Here is a 19,896-nt window from a genome sequence, read left to right as displayed (position 1 = left end):
GAAACAAAGGAGCGCGCGATGCTGGTAGTGGTATCCCCGGCCAAAAAGCTGGATTGGTCGGAGCGGGATCAGGAGATGACCTTCCCCGCCTTTCAAAGCGATGCCATCGCATTGAACGCCGTTGCGCGCGACCTCACGGTGCCGGAGCTGATGAAGCTGATGCATATCAGCGAAGACCTGGCCAAGCTGAATTACGACCGCTTTCGCGATTTCCAGGCGGATCCGAAGACCGAGGATCTGCGTCCCGCCGCGCTGGCCTTTGCGGGCGACACCTATCAGGGGCTGGAAGCGGCGTCATTGGAGCCTGAGGAAATGGCCTGGGCGCAGGATCATTTTCGCATTCTGTCCGGGCTTTACGGGTTGCTGCGCCCGCTGGATGCGCTGCAGCCCTACCGGCTGGAAATGGGCTCGCGGCTGAAAAACGCGCGCGGCAAAAACCTCTATGAATACTGGGGCAGCCAGATTGCCGAGGCGCTGAATGCTCAGGCCGAAGAGGTCGGCGCTCAGGTCCTGGTGAACTGCGCCAGCCAGGAGTATTTTGGCGCCGTCGACCTGAAGGCGCTGAAACCGCAAGTGGTGACCCCGGTCTTTATGGAAGACAAAGGTGGCACGCCCAAAGTGGTGAGTTTCTATGCCAAACGCGCCCGTGGTGCGATGGCGCGCTATGTGATCCAGAACCGGATTTCAGATATGGCGGCGCTGCAGGAATTTGACACTGGCGGATATGCCTATCAGCCGACCCTGTCCGAACCGATGAAGCCTGTGTTCCTGCGGCACTCTGCTGGATAATTGCCGCGCTAGGCAGCCGAGGTTGTCTCGACCTGCTGAAACTCGTCCGAGACATGCTGCAGGATGCGTTCCAGGATGACCGCTTTGCGCAGCGGCTTGGTCAGGTAGTGATCGAGGCCTGCGGCCAGGATGCCGTCTGAATCGCCTGTCATGGCATGGGCGGTCAGGGCGACGATAGGCACGTGTTTTCCACTCAGGGCTTCCAGTTTGCGGATCTCGCCCGTCGCCTCCTTGCCGTCCATTTCCGGCATGGAAATATCCATAAAGACCAGATCCGGCTCAAAGGACTGATAGAGCTCCACCGCTTCGATGCCATTGTTGGCAAATTTCAGCTCGATGTTGAGATCCTTGACCATCTTGCGGAAGACCAGCTGGTTGGTCCGGTTGTCTTCTGCCGCCAGAATGCGCATCTGGCGCTGATCATTGGTAGCCGTATCCGGCAGGGGCGGCGCTGCGGCATTATCTGCGGCATAGGCCTCTTCCAGAGTCTGTGTCGGGGCCTCAGAGGCCGAGGGCTGCTCTGGCGGTGTTTTCAACAGCCCATTGCCAAGGCTTTCCAACTTGGCGAACAATTCATCCCGCGGAGTGGGGCGTGGCAGCAGGCCGACATCGAGATCTTTCAGCTCATCCTCTGAGTATTCATGCGGGTTGGAACAGAGCATGAGCATGGGAATGTTGGCCCATTTGCCCTTTCGCAGCTGGCGCGCCAGTTCCAAACCGCCACCGCCGGGAATGGCATGATCGGAGAGGATCAGATCAACCCCGACATTCATTTTCCCCAGGGCATCCGGCACGCTCTCTGCTGTCGTGGTTTCGACACCCAACAACATCAACTGACGTTGCATGATTTCACTGTTCAGCGATGATTCATCCGCCACCAGGATGTGACGCAGGCTTTTGGGAAGCCTGGGCGTGAAGGCGGTGCTGTCGGCAACTGTGGGCAGCGGGATACGGAAGCCAAAGCAGGACCCCACGCCTTCGTCGCTTTCGACCCAGATCTCCCCATCCATCAGTTCAATCAGACGGCGAGAGATCGCCAGCCCCAGACCGGTGCCTTCAAATTTGCGATTGCGCTCATCCTCGACCTGGTTGAACTCGCCAAAGACATGGTCGATCTTTTCTTCCGGAATGCCAATGCCGGTGTCTTCGATCATACAATGGACGGCGCAGGTGCCCTCTTCGGGGTCAGTGATCCCGGTCACTCGCAGGGTCACATGACCTTCGCTGGTGAATTTCACTGCATTGCCGGCCAGGTTGGTCAATACCTGACGGATGCGGCCCGGGTCGCCGACAAAACGGGTGGGCAGGAACAGGTCGTAGTCCACCACCATGTTCAAGCCTTTGTCCCGGGCGGTAGGCTGCAGCAGCATGACGATCTCATGGATGCAGCGCTCTAGGTCAAAGACTTCTTCGTGCAAGACCAGCTTGTCGGCTTCGATTTTGGAATAGTCGAGCACGTCATTGATGATCACCAGCAGCGCTTCGCCGGAGTTCTTGATGGTATTGGCGTAAAGCTTTTGTTCGTCGCTGAGGGTGGTGTCGTTCAACAGCTCGGCCATGCCGACAACCCCGTTCATCGGAGTGCGGATCTCGTGGCTCATATTGGCGAGGAAGGCCGATTTTGCACGGTTGGCGGCTTCGGCGCGTTCACGGGCGGCGCGCAGTTCTTCCTCGTAATTCACCGTCGAGGTGATATCGAGGGCCAGGCTCACCACGTCCCCCCCATGGCCGCGTTGGTCAATGAGGCGCAGATAGCGATCGTCCCACAATTGGATGACGACGGGTTCGGGCGACATCGACAACCAGCGTTCGCTCATCATTGCGCGCCAGCTGTCCGGCCTCAGATCCCCGGTATTGACCAGACCTTCGTCGGTCAGGATCTGCAGGATGCGCATATAGGAGATGCCCGGGGTGACCTCTTCCAAGCCGTCAAAGATATTGAGATAGGCGGTATTGGCTCCGATGAGCTGGCTGTCGGCGTCAAAGAAGGCAAAGCCGTCCTGAAAGGCCTGGATCGAATGCCAAAGCCGCCGCTCGGCGGTTTCGATCTTCTCATTGGCCATGCTCAGGTCGGATTTTACCTTGGCGTTTTCGTCCCGCACCGTCGCCACTTCGGCCTGAGTTACACCAATTTGTTTGGTTAGAGCCAGGGCATGGCGGCCAAGTTTACGATTCGCGGCCGACAGTTCAGCCTGCTTGAGTTCAAGCAGCCGCTCTGCCGCCAGTCTTGCCCGGCGTTCTTCTGCGATTTTGTCAGCAAGGCTCATCCCTGCGGGCTCCATCTGTTATAACAATTGGTTTTTCCCCATAAATGAGGCGAACGTCGGGCGTTGATACAAAGGTCTCAGCCATAGTCTTACGCGTGAACTTCTTGCTATGGTGTTAAGCGCGTGCCAGCCTGTGAGCGATTTAGGAGGCCGCTATGCCAGTTTGTTTTATTGTTCGGTTCACGATTTTTCTTCTTCGCCTTTGCCAGAGCATCGCCGGGCTGCTGCGAAGAGCGCCAGGCAGCGCCGAAACAGCTGGCAGATTTGCGGGGCTTGCAGCTGTCCTGCCCCTTGTTTTTGCAACTTTTTTTGCAGTTGTGGCACAGGCTGGCCCCTACATTCCGCCACTGCGGTATCAGGCCCATATGGACACCGACTATTACGGCTCAGACCTGCAGGCGCTGTTTGATACGGATCTGGCCTCTTGTCAGGCGGCTTGCAGCGCGCAACAGGCCTGTGCCGGCTTTTCCTACAATACCCGCTCCAACGCTTGTTTTCCCAAGCAACAGATGCAGACCTCTTCGCCCTTTGTTGGGGCAATTTCGGCCCTGAAACAAACCCAGCCGACGGCGCTCCTGGCCCAGGCTGAGACCCGCGCCCAGAGGTTGAGCACCCTGCGGGAGGCGGATTTTAAACTGGCCTATAGGGCGGCCGAGGAAATGGCACGCCGGTTCCCAAACCAGGGGGCGGCGCTGGAGGACATGGTGGAGGCCGCGCAAATCCAGGCCCGCGGTGGCAATACCAAAGGGGCTTTGCGCTGGTTGGCCCAGGCGGTTGCGCTCAGCGATGAAGCCGGGCTTTGGGCCGAATACTCGGCGGTGCTGCTGCGCCATAGCGGAGTCAAGGGTGTCAACAAACGCGAAACCCGAAAACAGGCGCTGGCTGCGGGTCTTAACGCCTATCTGCGCGCCCCGTCGACGGCGGTGCAGGTCAATGGATTGGTGACTGCGGCACAGGCGTTGGAAAAGCTGGGCCGGGGCCGGGATATGTTGCCGTTGCTGCGCCTGGCCGAAGAGATCGCGCCACGCCGCGATACCGCTCGGCTGCTGGAGCGCGGCATTGAAAAATACGGCTTCCGGGTCACCGATAGTCGGGTGGACAGCGACAGTGCCACACCGCGTCTCTGCGTTGAGTTCTCCGATCCCCTGCTCCTGAGCGGTGTGACCTATGAGGATTACATCAAACTGTCGGCCCCCGGCATCGTTGCCATTGCCGAAGATCGCGAGCTCTGCGTCGAGGGGCTGGAGCACGGTCGCCGCTACCGGATGACGCTGCGCAGCGGTCTGCCTGGTGGCAATGGGGATGCGCTGATCAAAGATGTGGAGCTGACGCATTATATCAGCGACCGCAGTCCGGCGCTGCGTTTTCCGGGGCGGGCCTATGTCCTGGCCAAGACCGATCAGGCGGCGCTGCCCATTGAAACCGTCAACCTGACAGAGGTCACGCTGCAACTGCGCCGGGTCAGTGACCGCAATCTGTTGCGCAGCATGCAGGATGGCTATTTTGGGCGCCCGCTGTCGCAGTGGCAGGAGGAACATTTTGCCAGCGATATTGCCGAAGATGTCTGGAGCGGCACCGCGACGGTGCAAAGTGAACTCAATCAGGACATGACCACGCGTCTGCCCCTGGCGGAGGCCATCGCGGGTCAGCCGGTGGGCATCTATGCGCTCTTTGCCAGTTACAAGGGCGCTGACCCCTATGAAGAACCCAGCGCGACCCAGTGGTTTGTGCTGACGGATCTCGGCCTTAGCACCATGTCGGGCAGCGATGGGTTGCATGTGCAGGTGCAGGGGTTGTCTGACGCCAAGCCGCGCGCCGGGGTGGAGGTGACGCTGATCTCCAATGCCAATGCCGTTTTGGGCAAGGCGCTGAGCGATGACACGGGCTATGCGCATTTTGAACCGGGGCTGGCCCGGGGCCGCGGCGGGGCTGCGGTGGCGATGATCCAGGCGCAGGTCATCGGCGCAGATGGTGCAGAGGATTTTGCCTTTCTGTCGCTCAAGGATGCGGCCTTTGATCTGTCGGACCGCGGGGTCGAAGGGCAGCCTTCTCCGGGTCCCGTGGATGTGTTTTTAGCCACGGATCGTGGCGCCTATCGCGCCGGAGAGGTGATCCATGCCACGGCCTTAACCCGCGACAGCCGCGCTCAGGCGATCGAAGACCTGCCGCTGACGGCCATCCTCACTCGCCCGGACGGAGTGGAGTACAGCCGTCATGTCTCTGCTGCAGGCAAGGTGGGGGGGCATGTTTTTGACCTACCGGTTGGCAGTACAGCTCCACGCGGCACCTGGCGACTTGAGATCAAAACTGATGTCAAAGCAGCTGCGCTGGCCAGCCGTCAAATTCTGGTCGAAGATTTTATGCCAGAGCGGATCGACTTTGATCAAAGCATTGAAAATGTGGGTGATCTGCGCCCTGGAGAATTTGCCCAGCTGGATATCTCTGCGCGCTATCTCTTTGGTGCACCGGGGGCGGATCTTGGCATTGATGGCGATCTGCGCCTGCGTCCGACCAGCACGTTGGAGCAATGGCCGGGCTATCACTTTGGCCGCTTTGATGCGCCGCGCGACAGCCAGCGCAATTACTTTGGCGGTGATCGTACAGATGCCAGCGGCGCGGCGCGCGTAGCAGTGGAATTGCCGGCGGTTCAGACCTCGGGCATGCCCTTTGAGGCCACATTGACGACCAGATTGACGGATGGCTCTGGTCGTCCGGTCGAGCGGAACATAGATCTGCCGGTGCGCTCAAGCGGCCCGGTGCTGGGCATCAAACCCCTATTTGAGGAGGTGGTCGCCGAAGGCACTGAGGCTGGGTTCGAACTCTTGGCCCTGTCGGAGGATCAGCAGCCGATGCCCATGCGGGTGAAATGGAGCCTGAACCGGATCGAGACACGGTATCATTGGTATCAGCTCTATGGGGATTGGAACTGGGAGCGCAGCACCCGCCGCATCAGCGTTGCGACGGGCGAGGCCCAGCTAGGGGAGGGGAGCCCCTTTCTGCTGTCGCCCCCCGTGGACTGGGGCCGCTATGAACTGGTGATCGAGCGCCTGGATGGGGACTATGTCGAGGCGGCATTGGATTTCTATGCGGGCTGGTATGCGCCAGCTGATGCTTCGGCCACCCCGGACCGGTTGGAGATGTCGCTCGATGCCGACAGCTATCAGCCGGGTGAGATCGCCCGCCTGCGTCTGGTGCCGCAAAGCGCCGGAACGGCGTTGATTTCCGTGCTCTCTAACCGGGTGATCGAACGTCACGCGGTTGAGGTTGAAGCGGGTGAGGTGGTTGTGCCGCTGACGGTCAGCCAGGATTGGGGCAGCGGGGCCTATGTCACCGCGATGATGCTGCAGCCGTTGACGGGCAAGACCAGCCGGACCCCGACTCGGGCTTTGGGGTTGGCCCATGCCACAGTGACCCAGCCGGGGCAGGAATTGCAGGTGGTGATCACTGTGCCCGAGGTGGCGCGCCCGCGCAGCACTGAGACCGCACAGATTACCGTCACAGGCGCCAAACCGGGCAAGCCGGTTTGGTTGACCCTGGCCGCGGTGGACCTGGGCATTCTGAACCTCACCGGGTTTAAAACGCCCGACCCCAGCAGTCACTATCATGGTCAGCGGCGTCTGGGGATGGAGCTGCGCGATATCTATGGGCGGTTGATTGATCCGGGCAATGGCGCTCTGGGGCAGGTGCGCTCTGGCGGCGATGCGGATCGTGGTTTGCAGATGCAATCTCCGCCCCCCACTCAGGATCTGGTGGCCTTTTTCTCGGGCGCGGTACAGGTGGGCCCCGATGGGGGCATTGCCTTCCCGATGGAACTGCCTGCCTTTAATGGCACTGTGCGGCTGATGGCCATGGCCTGGTCGAAAGAGGCCGTGGGGCAGGCCGAAGCCGATATGCTGGTGCGGGATCCGGTTGTTGTCACCGCCTCCTTGCCGCGGTTCCTGGCGCCCGGAGACCAGAGCCGGATCAGCATCGAATTGGTGCATGCCGATGGCCCCACGGGCGAGATGACCCTGCTGGCACAATCCCTGGGTTCGGGTCTTTCGCTTGGCGCTCTGCCGGGGTCGGTCACCCTGGGCCCGCAGGGCAAAGCGGTGCTGGAGCTGCCGGTAACGGCGACAGAGGTCGGCGATCCCGAGGTGGTGCTGTCTCTGATCACCCCGGATGACAAGCATCTGAGCCAGGTCCTGCGGCTGCCGGTTCGCGCCAATGATCCGGTGCTGGCCAGTACCCGGCGGTTTACGCTGAACCAGGGCAGCAGCTTTCAGCTGACGCAGGATGTTTTTGCCGGTTACAGGCCGGGCACTGCCCGGGCGGTTCTGTCAGCCGGGCCGCTGGCCAAATTCGACGTACCGGGCTTGCTCGAAAGCCTGGATCAATATCCCTATGGTTGCACCGAACAGGTGACGTCCAAGGCGATGCCGCTGCTCTACCTGTCTTCGGTGGCTCAGTCGCTGGGACTGGGGCGTGGGCCCGAGGTCAGGGCGCGGATAAAAACAGCGATCCAACGGGTGCTGACGCGGCAGGCTGGGAATGGGGCCTTTGGTCTCTGGCGGGCCGAAACCGGTGATTTCTGGCTGGATGCCTATGTGTCCGACTTCCTGTCGCGGGCGCGCAGGCAGGGGCATGATGTGCCCGAAGCAGCCTTTGTGCGGGCCATGGATAATCTGCGCAACCGGCTGAACTATGCCTCTGACTTTGACGAGGGTGGCGAGGATGTGGCCTATGCATTGCTGGTTCTGGCCCGCGAGGGCGCAGCCTCGATGGGGGATCTGCGCTATTATGCGGATGTCAAGGCAGGGGCCTTTGCCACGCCGCTGGCGGCAGCGCAGCTGGGCGCGGCCCTGGCCGCCTATGGGGATCAGCGTCGTGCCGACCGGATGTTTGCCCGCGCGGGCGATCTGCTGCAGAAGGCGGATCGGGAAGACCCGGTCTGGCGGGCAGACTATGGCACCCGGCGTCGAGACGCAGCGGCGGTTCTGACCCTGGTTGCCGAGGCGGGCACCGAGGCTGTTAGCGCCGAGCGCCTGAGCCGCCGGATCAGCTCAGATACGGGGCCTATGTCGACGCAGGAATCCACCTGGACCCTGCTGGCGGCTCATGCGCTGATCAAAAACCCCGAGGTCTCGGGGATGTTGATCAATGGCCAGCCCTCGGAGGGGGCCTTTGTGCAAATCCACGACGGGCAGGGGGCAGTGGATATGTCGGTTACCAGTGCCAGCGGCGCGGTGACGGATCTTACCCTGACCACCCTGGGCGTGCCCGTACAGCCCCCCGAAGCAGGCGGCTATGGCTACACGATTGAGCGGAGCTATTTTTCGCTGGAGGGGCAGGAGCTGGATGGCGCGGCCTTCAAGGTGGGCGATCGGTTTGTCACTGTGCTGCGCGTCACACCGCATGAAACCGTAGGGGCGCGGCTGATGATCAACGATCCGCTGGCCGCAGGGATCGAGATCGACAATCCCAATCTGCTGCGCTCGGGCGACCTGCGCGATCTCGCCTGGCTGAACCCCAGCGAGGCCGAACATGCTGAGTTCCGCAGCGACCGCTTTCTAGCGGCGGTGGATCTGTCAGGGCGCAAACCCGCAACTCTGGCCTATATCAGCCGCGCTGTGACACCGGGCAGGTTCCATCGCCCGGCCGCGCAGGTCGAAGACATGTACCGCCCCGCCTACCGGGCCCATACTGCGGCAGGCTCGGTTGTGATCCGGTGATCCGACGCTTGATGCTACAGATCCGAGCGGCCTGGGGCCTGTGGCATCGGGGCTTTTCTCTGGCCCTGCTTCTGGCTGTCGTCCTTGCGGGGGGACAGCGGTTTGATCAATGGGTGGAAGGCACGGTTCTGCCGGTCACGCTGGCGGAAACCTCGACAGAGGTGCTGGATCGCAACGGGGCGCTTTTACGGGTCTACCCGGTAGAGGATGGCATCTGGCGCATGGCGCCCCAGCTGGACCAGGTGGACCCCAGCTTTATCGCCATGCTCCTCGCCTATGAGGACAAGCGGTTCTACTCTCATCCCGGGGTGGATCCGCTGGCGATGCTGCGGGCTGTGGGGCAGGCACTGTGGAATGGGCGTGCTGTATCTGGGGGATCGACGCTGACCATGCAGCTGGCACGTCTGCTGGAGGATGGCACCACGGGCGCCTGGGCGGGCAAGCTGCGCCAGATCCGCCTGGCCCTGGCGCTGGAACGGCGACTGTCCAAACAGCAGATCCTGACGCTTTATCTGACCCATGCTCCCTATGGCGGCAATCTGGAGGGCATCCGCTCGGCAAGCTACGCCTGGTTTGGCAAGGGGCCCAAGCGCTTGACGCCTGCACAGGCCGCGCTGCTGATTGCCCTGCCGCAATCCCCGGAACGGCGCCGTCCGGACCGGGCGCCGACTGCGGCGCGCGCGGCACGGGAGCGGGTATTGGCCCGGCTTGAGCAGGCCCAATTGGTGACCGCATCTGACGTTGTGGTGGCACGCCATGCCACCCTGCCGCGCGCTATGCAGGGGTTCCCGCGGCTGGCTCCCCATCTGTCTGATCGTCTGCTGGCGGCGCAGCCCGGCACGCCGCGCCTAAGGCTGACACTGGATGCTGAGCTGCAGGGCAAGATGGAGGCCTTGGTCGCCGGGGCTGCCCGTGGGGCCGGCCCAAAGGTGTCGGCTGCGCTATTGGCAGTGGATCATCACAGCGGCGAGATCCTGGCCTCGGTTGGTTCGCCTGCCTATGAGGACAGCGCCCGACAGGGGTTTGTTGATATGACACAGGCCCTGCGATCGCCGGGGTCCACCCTCAAACCACTGGTCTACGGGCTGGGGTTCGACGCCGGTCTGATCCACCCCGAAAGTCTGATCCACGACGGGCCGGTGGAGTTTGACGGCTATGCGCCGCAGAACTTTGACGGGGTATTTCGCGGCGATCTTCGGGTGCGCGATGCGCTGCAATTGTCGCTGAATATCCCCGTGGTGCGGCTCACCCGCGAGATCGGCCCGGCGCAGCTACTGGCGGCGATGCGGCGCGGCGGTGCCAGGCCGCAACTGCCGGGAGGGAAACCGGGTCTTGCGATCAGCCTGGGTGGCATTGGCACCTCTCTGCAGGATCTGGTGCAGATCTATGCCGGGATTGCAGCGGGCGGACAGGGGCTGCGGCTGCGCGCCGACGTCGCCGCGCGCCCGGCTGTGATGCCGCGCATGATGTCAGAGGTGGCGGCCTGGCAGTTGGGGGATATCCTGCGGGGATTGGCGCCGCCTCCCGGAGCGCGGGCAGGTGTCCTGGCCTATAAGACCGGGACTTCCTATGGGCACCGTGATGCCTGGGCGATTGGCTGGGACGGGCAGCATGTGATTGGCGTCTGGCTGGGCCGGGCTGATGGCACGCCGGTGCCGGGGGCCTTTGGCGGCGATCTGGCTGCACCGGTGCTGTTTGAAGCCTTTGGGCGGCTAAAACCCGAAGGTGCGGCCCCCCCGCCCCCCCCCGCGGCAACTCTGATCCTTGGCGCGGCAGAATTGCCGCTGCCATTGCGCCGTTTCCGCCCGCGCGATGCGGTTTTTGCCCAAAGCGCCAGCGCACCGCAGGTTCTGTTTCCGCCTGACGGGGCAGGCTTGGCGCTGCAGGGGGAGCCTCTGGTGGTGAAGCTGCGCGGTGGTACTGCGCCCTTTGCCCTACTGGCTGATGGCCGGGTGTTGGCTAAGGGGCAGCGCCGCCGGGAGTTTGAGGTGCCCAACCCGGGGCCGGGCTTTGCCAATCTGGTGGTGCTGGACAGCGCTGGGCAAAGCGCCAGTGTCGGAGTCGAAATAGACAGGCCCGATCCCTAGCTGCGCAGTATTTGCCTCCAGACACAACGGCAGTGACGTGCGGGTGAGCTGGCCTTTAGCGACGGCCTTCGCGCAGCCAGCCAGCAATGACAAAACCTGCAGCCAGCACCAGACCCAACCAGGCCGGCAGCAGCGCAGTTTGCGAGACGGATCGTGTCTCATAGGCGGCGCGGGGCGTCAGCCCGATCCAACCGCGTCCCGAGGCGGGGCGGCCGGGGCTGACCTCGCGCAGGCGTGGTAAGCCGTCCTCCAGCGCCAGGGCTCCACCGCGCAGCGGCGCCAGCACCGGTGCCAGTAGATCTGCACTGGCGATGGTCTGTTGAAACTCGCGCGGCGCAGCGGGGCCTAGACCAACAACCGCCTCTGCCAAACCTTCTCCCAAGCGGTAAAGCCCCGGCTCTGCACCAGTATAGACTGTCTGCCAGAGGCCCGGAGCGCGTTCCTGCATCGGCAGGCTGGTCTGGCTGCCATCCGGCGCCGTCACCATCAGCTCCCCTGCCGTGCCGCTCATCCGGCGGCGAAAAACCTGCATGGTTTGACCGGTGACCTCGGCCCAGAGCATCTCTTCTTCCAGCTCTGGCTCTTTCATCATCCAATGGGCCAAGCGGCGCAGAAGCTCCAGCTGTGGCCCGCCGCCCTGATACCCCCGGCTCCAAAGCCAGGCGTGATCCGAGGCCAAAAGCGCCACCCGTCCGGCTGCCACCCGGTCCAGCACCAGCAGAGGCCGGGTCTCGACCCCCTCCATCAGAACATGGCCCTGGGCCGCGCTCAACTCGATCTGGCGCAGCCAACTGCCCCATTGCGGCGTCTCCTCATGGTCCTGCGGGTTCAGTCCGGCGGTCACCGGATGGCGCAGGCCCAGCTCGGTCACGGTGGGGCGATAGGGCTCTTCCAGCACCCGAGCAGTGGGGCTGGCAGGCAGCACCCGCGCCAGGGGCGAGCGATAGATGGAATCGGCGCTGGCAAAATCCGGCCCCGCTGCCACCAGTACGGCGCCGCCCTGCTCGACATAGTTGGCCACATTGTCGAGGTAGATCGCAGGCAGGATGCCGCGCCGTTTGTAGCGGTCAAAGATGATCAGATCAAAATCCTCGATCTTTTCCAGAAACAGCTCACGGGTGGGAAAGGCGATGAGCGACAGCTCATCCACCGGCACCCCGTCCTGCTTTTCCGGCGGCCGCAGGATGGTGAAATGCACCAGGTCAACCGAGCTGTCGGATTTCAAAAGATTGCGCCAGGTGCGCCCGCCAGCATGGGGCTCCCCCGAGACCAGGAGTACCCGCAGCCGATCTCGCACGCCATTGATCTGCACCAGGGCGGCATTGTTGCGATCTGTGAGCTCGCCGTCGATTTCGGGTGTGGCAAAGCGGATCACGTTGCGGCCGCCGTGCGGCAGGGTGAGTGGCAGGTCAAAGTCCACGCCCAGCGGCAGGTTGAAACGCTGGGGCGCACCGCCATCAATAGAGATCTCCAGCGGGGCCTGGGTTTGATCCGCCGGAGCGGCCCCCTGATCTTCGATCCGCAAGGTAAGGGTAATAGGCTCGCCAATGATGGCAAAGGCCGGGGCGTTCTGCAGGATCAGACGCCGGTCCCAATCGCCTTGGCGACCGGTCATCAACAGATGCAGGGGGGCGGGCAAATCGACCCCCTGTTCGGCATCATGTACCTGACCATCCGACAAGGCAACTATGCCGGCAACCCGTCCCTGCGGCTCGTCGGCCAAGGCTTGGGACAGTGCCTGCATCAGGGCCGTGCCATTGTCGCCTTCGCCATCTTCCAGCGTGATCCAGCGGGTTTCGGTATTGGGACGGGAATACAGCTGACGTTCCAGCCCGGCGCGGGCCTCAGCCACCTGGGCCTGGCGATCCGACAGGTGCTGGCTGGCGGTATTGTCCACCGCCACTAGGACGATATCGTTGAGCGGCGCGCGGTCTTCGCTCTGACGCAGCGGGCCGCTTAGCGCTGCAAGCAAGCAAAGTGCGCCCAGCCCCCGCAGACCCCACCCCGGCAATCCGCGCCACAGCCCCAGTCCCAGGCTGGCCAGCACCAGCAGTGCCAATCCGGCCAGCAGAGGCCAGGGCAACAGCGGATCAAAGAGAATACTCTGTGTCATTGCATCCGCCCCTATTGTCCCAATCGTTCCAGCAGGGCCGGCACATGGACCTGATCGGATTTATAGTTTCCGGTGAGCACATGCATCACCAGGTTGACGCCGAAGCGATAGGAAAGCTCCCGCTGACGCTCCCCTGCATAGCCGCGCCCGACCGGCAGCATCGGCCGACCATTGGCATCCACGGCCCAGGCGGAGGCCCAGTCATTGCCGCCGATCACCACGGGTGTCACCCCGTCATTGAGGTCTCGGAAGGGGATGCCCTCCACCTGTTCGGCGTCGGCCGGGGCGGCTTCAACCCAGAGCGCGCCACGCGGGTGTCGGCCTGGAAAATCCTGCAACAGATAAAAGGAACGGGTGAGCACATGATCGCTGGGCAGGGGCTCCAGCGGCGGGATGTCCAACGGCAGCGCCAGTTGCTGCAAACGCCGGGCTGCCGGGCTGGCACTGCCGCTGGCGGCGTGCCCGGCATCGCGGGTGTCAAAGAGGATCATGCCCCCGGAGCCAAGATAGGCGTTCAGCCGTTCATAGGCCTGGGGAGAGGGCAGCTGTTGCCCTGCGGTGACTGGCCAGTAAAGCAGGGGGTAGAGCGCCAGATCATCACGTTCCAGATCAATGCTGGCCGGGGTTGAGGGCTCGACAGAGGTGCGAAAATACAGCGTATCCGACAGCCCCTGCAACCCGGCCAGGGCAATCCGGTCAGTCTTGGCGTCGCCCGTGAGAACATGCGCCAGGGTCAACTCGCCCGCCCGCAGCACATGTTCCGCACTGGCCTCTGCTGGCGCGGATGATTGCGCCTGCAGGGCCCCAGGCAATGTCGCCAGCCCAAGCGCCGATCCCAGGCCAAGGGCCAGCAGGGCCAGGCCGGGGCCGCGTCGCAGCAGGCCAGAGATCAGCAAGGTTGCCAGCACATCCAGGCTCAGCAGGACCAGCGCAACGCCGAGCAAAAGCCCGGCCAGCGCCTGTTCGGAGCTCTTGTTATAGCCGATCAGGGTAATATCCGCCCCCCAGGTGGCAGCTGTCAGCTGATCGCCCGACTTCAGCGTATTGCGCGACAGGCTGCGGTTGTCGCTTTGATAGAGGCCAGGGCGCAGCATCGGGCCGGCGGGCTGGTCAACCAGATCGGGTCCGGAGACACCTGGCAGGGCCGAGGCCTCAGTGCTGCGGCCAAAGCCGTCCAGCACCGTGATTGGCCGCCAAGTGGTGCCTTCGAGGCTTTTGGCCTGCGGTGGTTTTGTGGTGGTGGATACGGCGAGCCGCTCCAACATACGCACAAACAGCCCGGAAAGCGGCAGGCTGCTCCATTCCGCATTGGCGGTGACATGAAATAGCACAACCTGCCCCTGTCCCAATGCCTTGCGGGTGACCAAAGGCGTGCCATCTTCCAGTGCAGCAATAACACGAGAGGCCAAGCTGGGGTCGGGCTGGGCCACCACCTGCGACGAGACCGAGACCTCCTCCGGGATCGGCAGACCAAAGAAGGGCGAGCCTGCGGCAAAGGGGGCGAGGGTTTTGGGCTCTCCCCAGCTCATGGCGCCGCCGATGCTGCGGCCACCAATGCGCAGGCGGACGGGCATCAGCACTTCTTCGCTGTCCCGTGCGGTATCGCTGGCGGCCAGACGCGGCCCGGCAAAGCGCAAGAGCAGGCCCCCTTCTTCGACCCAAGCCGCAAGCGCGGTTTGCAGATCCGGGGCCAGCCTGGCGACATCGGCCAGAACAATGACATCCGGATTGGCGGGCAGAATATCGCCCAGGCTGCCTTCGATCAGTGCAGCCGTGGGTTTCAGCGCCTGGCGCAGGTAATGCAGCGGTGACAGCAGCGCCAGCCCCTCATCCGGGGCGCCTGATGAAATCAACGCCACCTCGCGCTGGCGCAGGCTGTCATCACCCAGGGCGACGGCCCCGGCCGAACGCTGATCGGGCAGTTCAAACCGCTCGATCCTGGCTCGAAGTTCGGCAGGCAGGGAGAGCTGCAGGCTGGTCTCGGTCGCGTTGGTTCCGAATTGCGCCGTGACCTGCGCCAGAGTGCGGTGGGTGCCGCCGGGGTCCCGCCCGCGGGCCAGTACCTGGACGGATCGCGGCCCCAAAGCCGCGCCCTCGGGATGGCTGCGCAACAGGGTGAGTTCCAGCGCGCCGTCCTTGTTCACCGGTGGCAGGAGCCCCAGAACCGGCAGACCAGGTGAGATGACCGTGACATCCCCCCGGGTCTGGAGCGCTTGGGTGAGGTCGTGTTGGCCGTCATAGGCCAGCCCATCGCTAAACCAGAGCGTCTCAAAACTGTCGCTGCTGGCGGCAATATGGGTCAGAGCCGTGTCTAACTGTTTGGCAGCGGGCTGCCAGGGGTGCGGCTGCAGGCCAGGCAACTGTTGTTGCCAAGTGCTGGCGGCCTGAAACTGCAGCGCTTGCGGTGCGGTGAGTTGCAGCAGCGCCACCGGACGGTTGGCCCGACCGGCTTCGTCCAGACGGCTGCCGATCTGCTGAACTGTTTCCTGCCATCCATTGGCGCCGGCCCAGCTGCCATCCAGCACCAGAACCAGCGGACCGGAGCCGCCTTCCTTTTGATTGGGGTTCAGCACCGGCCCGGCAAAGCCCAGGATAGCCGCCGCCACCGCCAAGAGCCGCAACAGCAAGAGCCACCAGGGGGTGCGGTCGGATTGGCTGTCTTTATCCGAAAGGCCCAGCAACAGGGTGACGGCGGGAAAGACCTGTTTGCGCGGCGCCGGGGGCACAGCGCGCAGCAAAATCCACAAAAGTGGCAGTACCAATAACCCCAGCAAGAGCCAGGGCGCGGTGAAACCAAGGCCACCAATGATTGTCATATCTGACCCCGATCCATCGCGTGATAGAGCCACATTAAGGCCGACAGCGCGGTCTCATCGCTGTGATGCTGACCGATGCGCCATCCCGCCGCGCGGCACAGGCGATCCAGCGCGTCCCGCCGTTCCGCCAGCCGCTCCAGATATTGGTCGCGCAGGGCTGCCGCTTTTAGCGTCTCATGCGAGAGCCCGCCACCAACGCTTTCAAAACGGGTGCGACCGGCAAAGGGAAAACGCTCCTCGGCCGGGTCCAGAACCTGCAGCAAAACACCATGGACGCCGCGATCAGCGGCTTTCGACAGGGCGCGTTCCAGCGGCGCAAAAGGGCCGAGGAAATCGGAAATGAACAGGGCGCGGGCATGGGGCGCCATGGCGCGGTCCTCTGGAGGGGCATAGTCCAGGGTGTTATCTGCGCGTAGCGCGTCGGCAAGATGCAGGATCTGCAGATTGCCCCGGCGCGGTGGCAGGCTGCCCCCCGTCAGGCCGACACGTTCGCCGCCGCGCAGCATCAGGATCGACAGGGCCAAACCTATCAGGCGGGCGCGATCAATTTTGCGCGGCAATTCGGCGGTCGAGGCAAAGCGCATGGAGGCGCCCTGATCGACCCAGAGATGCACAGTCTGGGCAATCTGCAGCTCGCGTTCGCGAACAAACTGCTGATCGCCCCGGGCCGAGCGGCGGTGATCTATCATCCGGCGGCTGTCGCCCTGTTGCAGGGGGCGGTATTGCCAGAAATCATCGCCAAGACCCGCCCGTCGCCGCCCGTGATCGCCGCTCAGCATGGAGCCGGCCAGTTGTTGCGCCTGCACCAGAAGTGGCGGCAACGCACCTGCGGCGGCTTCGGCATCGGCGCGCAGATGCACCGCTTTGCCGGAGGGAGCGACAGGCTGCTGAGCGGAAGATCTGCGCGCGGCGGGCGGGCTCATGCGGCGACCCGGGCCTGGGCCAGTTCATCGGCGGTCTGGGTGATCAGATCACTGAGGCTATCGCCGCGGGCCCGCGCGGCAAAGCTCAGTTGCATGCGGTGGCTCAGCACCGGCAGCGCCATATCCAGCACGTCTTCGGCATTGGGAGCCAGGCGGCTTTGCAACAGGGCGCGGGCGCGCACCGCCAACATCAGAGCCTGCGCTGCACGGGGACCGGGACCCCAGGCAACGGTCTGCGCCACCCGTTCAGATACACCGGGTTCGTCCGGGCGGAAGGCGCGCACCAGATCGAGGATCATCTCTACCACTGATTCGCCCACTGGCATGCGCCGCAGCAAGTCCTGCGCGGCAATAAGCTCCTCCGGCGCAAAGACCTGATGAGCCGCACCCTCTTCGATGCCGGTGGTCGTCAGCAGGATTTCACGCTCGGTCTCGCGGGTGGGATAGGGCACATCAATCTGGAACAGGAAGCGGTCTAACTGTGCTTCGGGCAGGGGGTAGGTGCCCTCTTGTTCGATGGGGTTTTGGGTCGCCAGCACGTGAAAGGGCGGACCCAATGGGCGGTTGTCACCTGCAACCGTGACCTGACGTTCCTGCATCGCTTGCAAAAGGGCGGACTGGGTGCGCGGGCTGGCGCGGTTGATCTCATCCGCCATCAAAAGCTGGCAGAACACCGGCCCGGGCACAAAGCGAAAGGCGCGGCTGCCGTCCGTCTTGGTATCCAGCACCTCAGAGCCGAGGATATCAGCCGGCATCAGATCCGGGGTGAATTGCACCCGTTTGCCGTCCAGCCCCATGACGGTCGACAGGGTTTCCACCAGGCGGGTTTTGCCCAGCCCTGGTAGCCCGACCAGAAGACCATGGCCGCCACAGAGCAGGGTGGCCAGCGTCAGGTCCACGACCCTCTCCTGGCCGATGAAACGGCGGGTGATCGAATCCCGTGCCAGTTGCAGCTTGTGTTCCAGCAGCTCAATACTGACCAGCAGATCGTCGGGTTCGGACATGACATTCCTTTCGCGGCGGATATATGGTCTTACTGTATCGCGGTTGAGGGAAATGGCAAAAGCAATGAGTGGACAAAAAGCTGTGACACCATCGGCAGATGGGCTGGCGGCCTCGATCCAGGCAGCGGCTAAGGCTGGAGCGCGGGGCGGATTGCCGCCGGTGCATCTGTGGAACCCGCCCTTTTGCGGTGACCTGGACATGCGGATTGCCCGGGACGGCACCTGGTTTTACCTCGGAACGCCGATCGGGCGCTTTGAACTGGTTAAGTTGTTTTCTTCGATCCTGAAGCGGGAAGAGGGCAAATACTTCCTGGTCACCCCGGTCGAAAAAGTTGGCATCACCGTAGACGATGCTCCCTTTGTAGCGGTGGATTTTGAAGCCAATGGCGCCGGCGAAGCACAGCAGCTGCAGTTTACCACCCATGTGGGCGATCAGATGCTGGCGGGGCCGGAGCATCCGATTCGGGTCGAACGCGACGCCGAGACCGGCGAACCTTCCCCCTATGTGCTGGTGCGCAGTGATCTGGAGGCGTTGATTGATCGCAAGAGCTTCTACCGCCTGGTGGAGCTGGGCTGTCATCATGAGGATTGGTTTGGGCTCTGGTCCGGGGGGGCGTTCTTTCCGGTGATCCCTTCTGATGAACTGCCCTAGAGGGCGCAGTTGTTTTGACGTGCGTTTGCCGGCTTTGCCTGGGGTTAGGCAAAATGCTTTGCTTTCTCTGCTTGGCGGCGTGGCCGCGATAGCGTTAGACCATTGGCGACCACGGACAGGAGATCTCTGACATGCCTCGATTTGCGGCAAATATCTCAATGCTCTTTGCCGAGCTGCCCTATCTGGACCGATTTGCGGCGGCAGCCAATGCGGGCTTCACAGCGGTGGAAATCCTGTCCCCCTATGATTTTGCGGCCAAGGAGACCCAGCGGGCCTTGCTGGCCAATGGGCTCGAGCTTTTGCTGATCAACGCGCCGCCACCGAATTATACCGGCGGAGAGCCGGGCTATGCGGCGCTACCAGGTGGGGTGGATCGGTTCCAACGCGATATCCGTCGGGTGCTGCGCTATGGCGAGATGCTCAATGTTGGGCTGATCCACGTCATGGCGGGCTATGCCAAGGGCGATGAAGCCCGCGATACCTTTATTACCAACCTGCGCTGGGCTGCGGATTTTGCGCCTCAGCAACGCTTTACCATCGAGCCGTTGAATGCCGGTGATCAGCCGGGCTATTTTCTGGATGACTACAATCTGGCGGCCGAAGTTCTGGAGGCGGTGAACCGGCCCAATGTGGGGCTGCAGTATGATGCCTATCATGCGCAGATGATCCACGGCGATGCCGCCAAGGTCTGGGAGAGTTTTGGCAAACAGGCCGTGCATGTGCAGATCGGCGCGGCACCCAGTCGCTGCGAACCCGGTACCGGGCCGGTGGATTTTGACTCGCTGTTTCGTGCTATTGATGACAGTGGGTATGAGGGCTGGGTGAGCGCCGAATATACGCCCTCTACCCTGTGCACCGAGGATAGCCTCGGCTGGATGTAGACCTCGCTGCCGGAGCTTATGGGGCAGCGGTGGGCGGATGTCGATTTGAACCCTTTACATCTTTTTACTGGAATGTATTTTGCGCAAAGACACAGGCCTGATGCCTAGCCCAACACTCCCTGCACCAGCCAAAGGGCGCCTGCCATGATCCCTGCTCGTTTTGCCCCCGCCCTTGTTGGATTGATCCTGTCGGGGCTGATGTCCTGTATCGTGACCTTGGTTGCGTCGATCAAAACGGTTGGGTTCAGTGGGCAGGTGGTTTCGACCTGGCTGAACGCCTGGTTTTTTGGTTGGCCGATTGCCTTTGTTGTCGTGTTGATTGCTGGACCGGTTGTCCGAGGTCTGGTGGCCTCTTGGGTGAAACCTCCGCATCAGGACTGAGGCAGGAGCACCGGCCAGGGCGCCCTCCTTTTATGCAGTGTTTTTTTGCGGGGGGGGCTAGCGCTCCCGCCAATTCCGGAACATCCCAAAGGATGTCCCTTCGTTGTTGGGGGTGGCGCCGCGCTGACGCGCGGCGCAAAAAGGGCTGCTGAGAAGCGCTTCAGGGGCAGGTCTGCCCTGAAGCACCAATGCGAGCGTAACAAGGGACCGATTCGCCTCAAGGGCAAGCCGCGCAGGGCGCGGCGGCTTTGCCGCCCTTGACCCGAATCGGC

Annotated in this window: 11 protein-coding genes; 6 read left to right on the top strand and 5 right to left on the bottom strand. The window is 63.0% G+C overall.

Features of this window, described 5'->3' with window-relative positions:
- The first annotated feature begins 18 nt into the window (after positions 1-18).
- The gene (gene yaaA, locus AN476_RS06325; protein ID WP_054460135.1) at positions 19-789 is read left to right on the top strand and encodes a peroxide stress protein YaaA; all 771 of its coding nucleotides are present in this window, start codon (positions 19-21) and stop codon (positions 787-789) included.
- 8 nt (positions 790-797) lie between these two features.
- Here the strand turns inward: yaaA and AN476_RS06320 are convergent, their stop codons facing one another.
- Positions 798-3,056, bottom strand: a complete 2,259-nt coding sequence (locus AN476_RS06320; protein WP_054460134.1) for a response regulator — start codon at positions 3,054-3,056, stop codon at positions 798-800.
- Between the two features lie 365 nt (positions 3,057-3,421).
- On the opposite strand from AN476_RS06320, the gene AN476_RS06315 reads away from it, so the two are divergent.
- Both AN476_RS06315 and pbpC read left to right on the top strand, forming a co-directional pair.
- Complete coding sequence (locus AN476_RS06315) at positions 3,422-8,767, top strand: alpha-2-macroglobulin (RefSeq protein ID WP_157063689.1); 5,346 nt, start codon at positions 3,422-3,424, stop codon at positions 8,765-8,767.
- 11 nt (positions 8,768-8,778) lie between these two features.
- Positions 8,779-10,854: a penicillin-binding protein 1C gene (gene pbpC, locus AN476_RS06310; RefSeq protein WP_172684800.1), complete on the top strand. Its 2,076-nt coding sequence runs from the start codon at positions 8,779-8,781 to the stop codon at positions 10,852-10,854.
- Positions 10,855-10,909: 55 nt separating this feature from the next.
- On the opposite strand, the gene AN476_RS06305 is transcribed toward pbpC, so the two are convergent.
- The 4 genes from AN476_RS06305 to AN476_RS06290 are packed head-to-tail and all read right to left on the bottom strand — an operon-like array spanning position 10,910 to position 17,710.
- On the bottom strand, positions 10,910-12,967 hold the full coding sequence (locus AN476_RS06305; RefSeq protein ID WP_054460133.1) for a hypothetical protein: 2,058 nt from the start codon (positions 12,965-12,967) through the stop codon (positions 10,910-10,912).
- Positions 12,968-12,978: 11 nt separating this feature from the next.
- Positions 12,979-15,783 (bottom strand): DUF4159 domain-containing protein, encoded by a 2,805-nt coding sequence (locus tag AN476_RS06300; protein ID WP_054460132.1) that lies wholly within the window; start codon positions 15,781-15,783, stop codon positions 12,979-12,981.
- Positions 15,780-16,706, bottom strand: coding sequence for a DUF58 domain-containing protein (locus tag AN476_RS06295; RefSeq protein ID WP_054460131.1), 927 nt, complete (start codon positions 16,704-16,706; stop codon positions 15,780-15,782). The genes AN476_RS06300 and AN476_RS06295 overlap by 4 nt, the downstream gene beginning before the upstream one ends.
- Positions 16,703-17,710: a MoxR family ATPase gene (locus AN476_RS06290; protein ID WP_054460130.1), complete on the bottom strand. Its 1,008-nt coding sequence runs from the start codon at positions 17,708-17,710 to the stop codon at positions 16,703-16,705. Before AN476_RS06290 ends, AN476_RS06295 begins: the two co-directional genes overlap by 4 nt.
- 64 nt (positions 17,711-17,774) lie before the next feature.
- Here AN476_RS06290 and AN476_RS06285 point away from each other — a divergent pair, with 64 nt between their 5' ends.
- From AN476_RS06285 to AN476_RS06275, 3 genes are all read left to right on the top strand, one after another.
- Entirely contained in the window at positions 17,775-18,362 is a 588-nt protein-coding gene (locus tag AN476_RS06285; RefSeq protein ID WP_054460129.1) for a DUF1285 domain-containing protein, read from the top strand.
- A 131-nt stretch (positions 18,363-18,493) separates the two neighbouring features.
- A complete protein-coding gene (locus AN476_RS06280; RefSeq protein ID WP_054460128.1) occupies positions 18,494-19,243 on the top strand; it encodes a hydroxypyruvate isomerase family protein in 750 nt (249 codons plus the stop codon).
- A gap of 144 nt (positions 19,244-19,387) precedes the next feature.
- Positions 19,388-19,624, top strand: coding sequence for a DUF2798 domain-containing protein (locus AN476_RS06275; protein WP_054460127.1), 237 nt, complete (start codon positions 19,388-19,390; stop codon positions 19,622-19,624).
- The last annotated feature ends 272 nt before the right edge of the window (positions 19,625-19,896 follow it).

Source organism: Phaeobacter sp. 11ANDIMAR09, assembly GCF_001294455.1.
Lineage (GTDB): Bacteria > Pseudomonadota > Alphaproteobacteria > Rhodobacterales > Rhodobacteraceae > Pseudophaeobacter.
Note: the sequence above shows the minus strand (reverse complement) of the source record. Positions and strands in the feature narration are given on the sequence as shown.

Excerpts from the sequence above, each read along its gene's own strand:
- yaaA (WP_054460135.1), top strand. The coding sequence starts at position 19 with ATGCTGGTAGTGGTATCCCCGGCCAAAAAGCTGGATTGGTCGGAGCGG.
- AN476_RS06320 (WP_054460134.1), bottom strand. The coding sequence starts at position 3,056 with ATGAGCCTTGCTGACAAAATCGCAGAAGAACGCCGGGCAAGACTGGCG.
- AN476_RS06315 (WP_157063689.1), top strand. The coding sequence starts at position 3,422 with ATGGACACCGACTATTACGGCTCAGACCTGCAGGCGCTGTTTGATACG.
- pbpC (WP_172684800.1), top strand. The coding sequence starts at position 8,779 with ATGCTACAGATCCGAGCGGCCTGGGGCCTGTGGCATCGGGGCTTTTCT.
- AN476_RS06305 (WP_054460133.1), bottom strand. The coding sequence starts at position 12,967 with ATGACACAGAGTATTCTCTTTGATCCGCTGTTGCCCTGGCCTCTGCTG.
- AN476_RS06300 (WP_054460132.1), bottom strand. The coding sequence starts at position 15,783 with ATGACAATCATTGGTGGCCTTGGTTTCACCGCGCCCTGGCTCTTGCTG.
- AN476_RS06295 (WP_054460131.1), bottom strand. The coding sequence starts at position 16,706 with ATGAGCCCGCCCGCCGCGCGCAGATCTTCCGCTCAGCAGCCTGTCGCT.
- AN476_RS06290 (WP_054460130.1), bottom strand. The coding sequence starts at position 17,710 with ATGTCCGAACCCGACGATCTGCTGGTCAGTATTGAGCTGCTGGAACAC.
- AN476_RS06285 (WP_054460129.1), top strand. The coding sequence starts at position 17,775 with ATGAGTGGACAAAAAGCTGTGACACCATCGGCAGATGGGCTGGCGGCC.
- AN476_RS06280 (WP_054460128.1), top strand. The coding sequence starts at position 18,494 with ATGCCTCGATTTGCGGCAAATATCTCAATGCTCTTTGCCGAGCTGCCC.
- AN476_RS06275 (WP_054460127.1), top strand. The coding sequence starts at position 19,388 with ATGATCCCTGCTCGTTTTGCCCCCGCCCTTGTTGGATTGATCCTGTCG.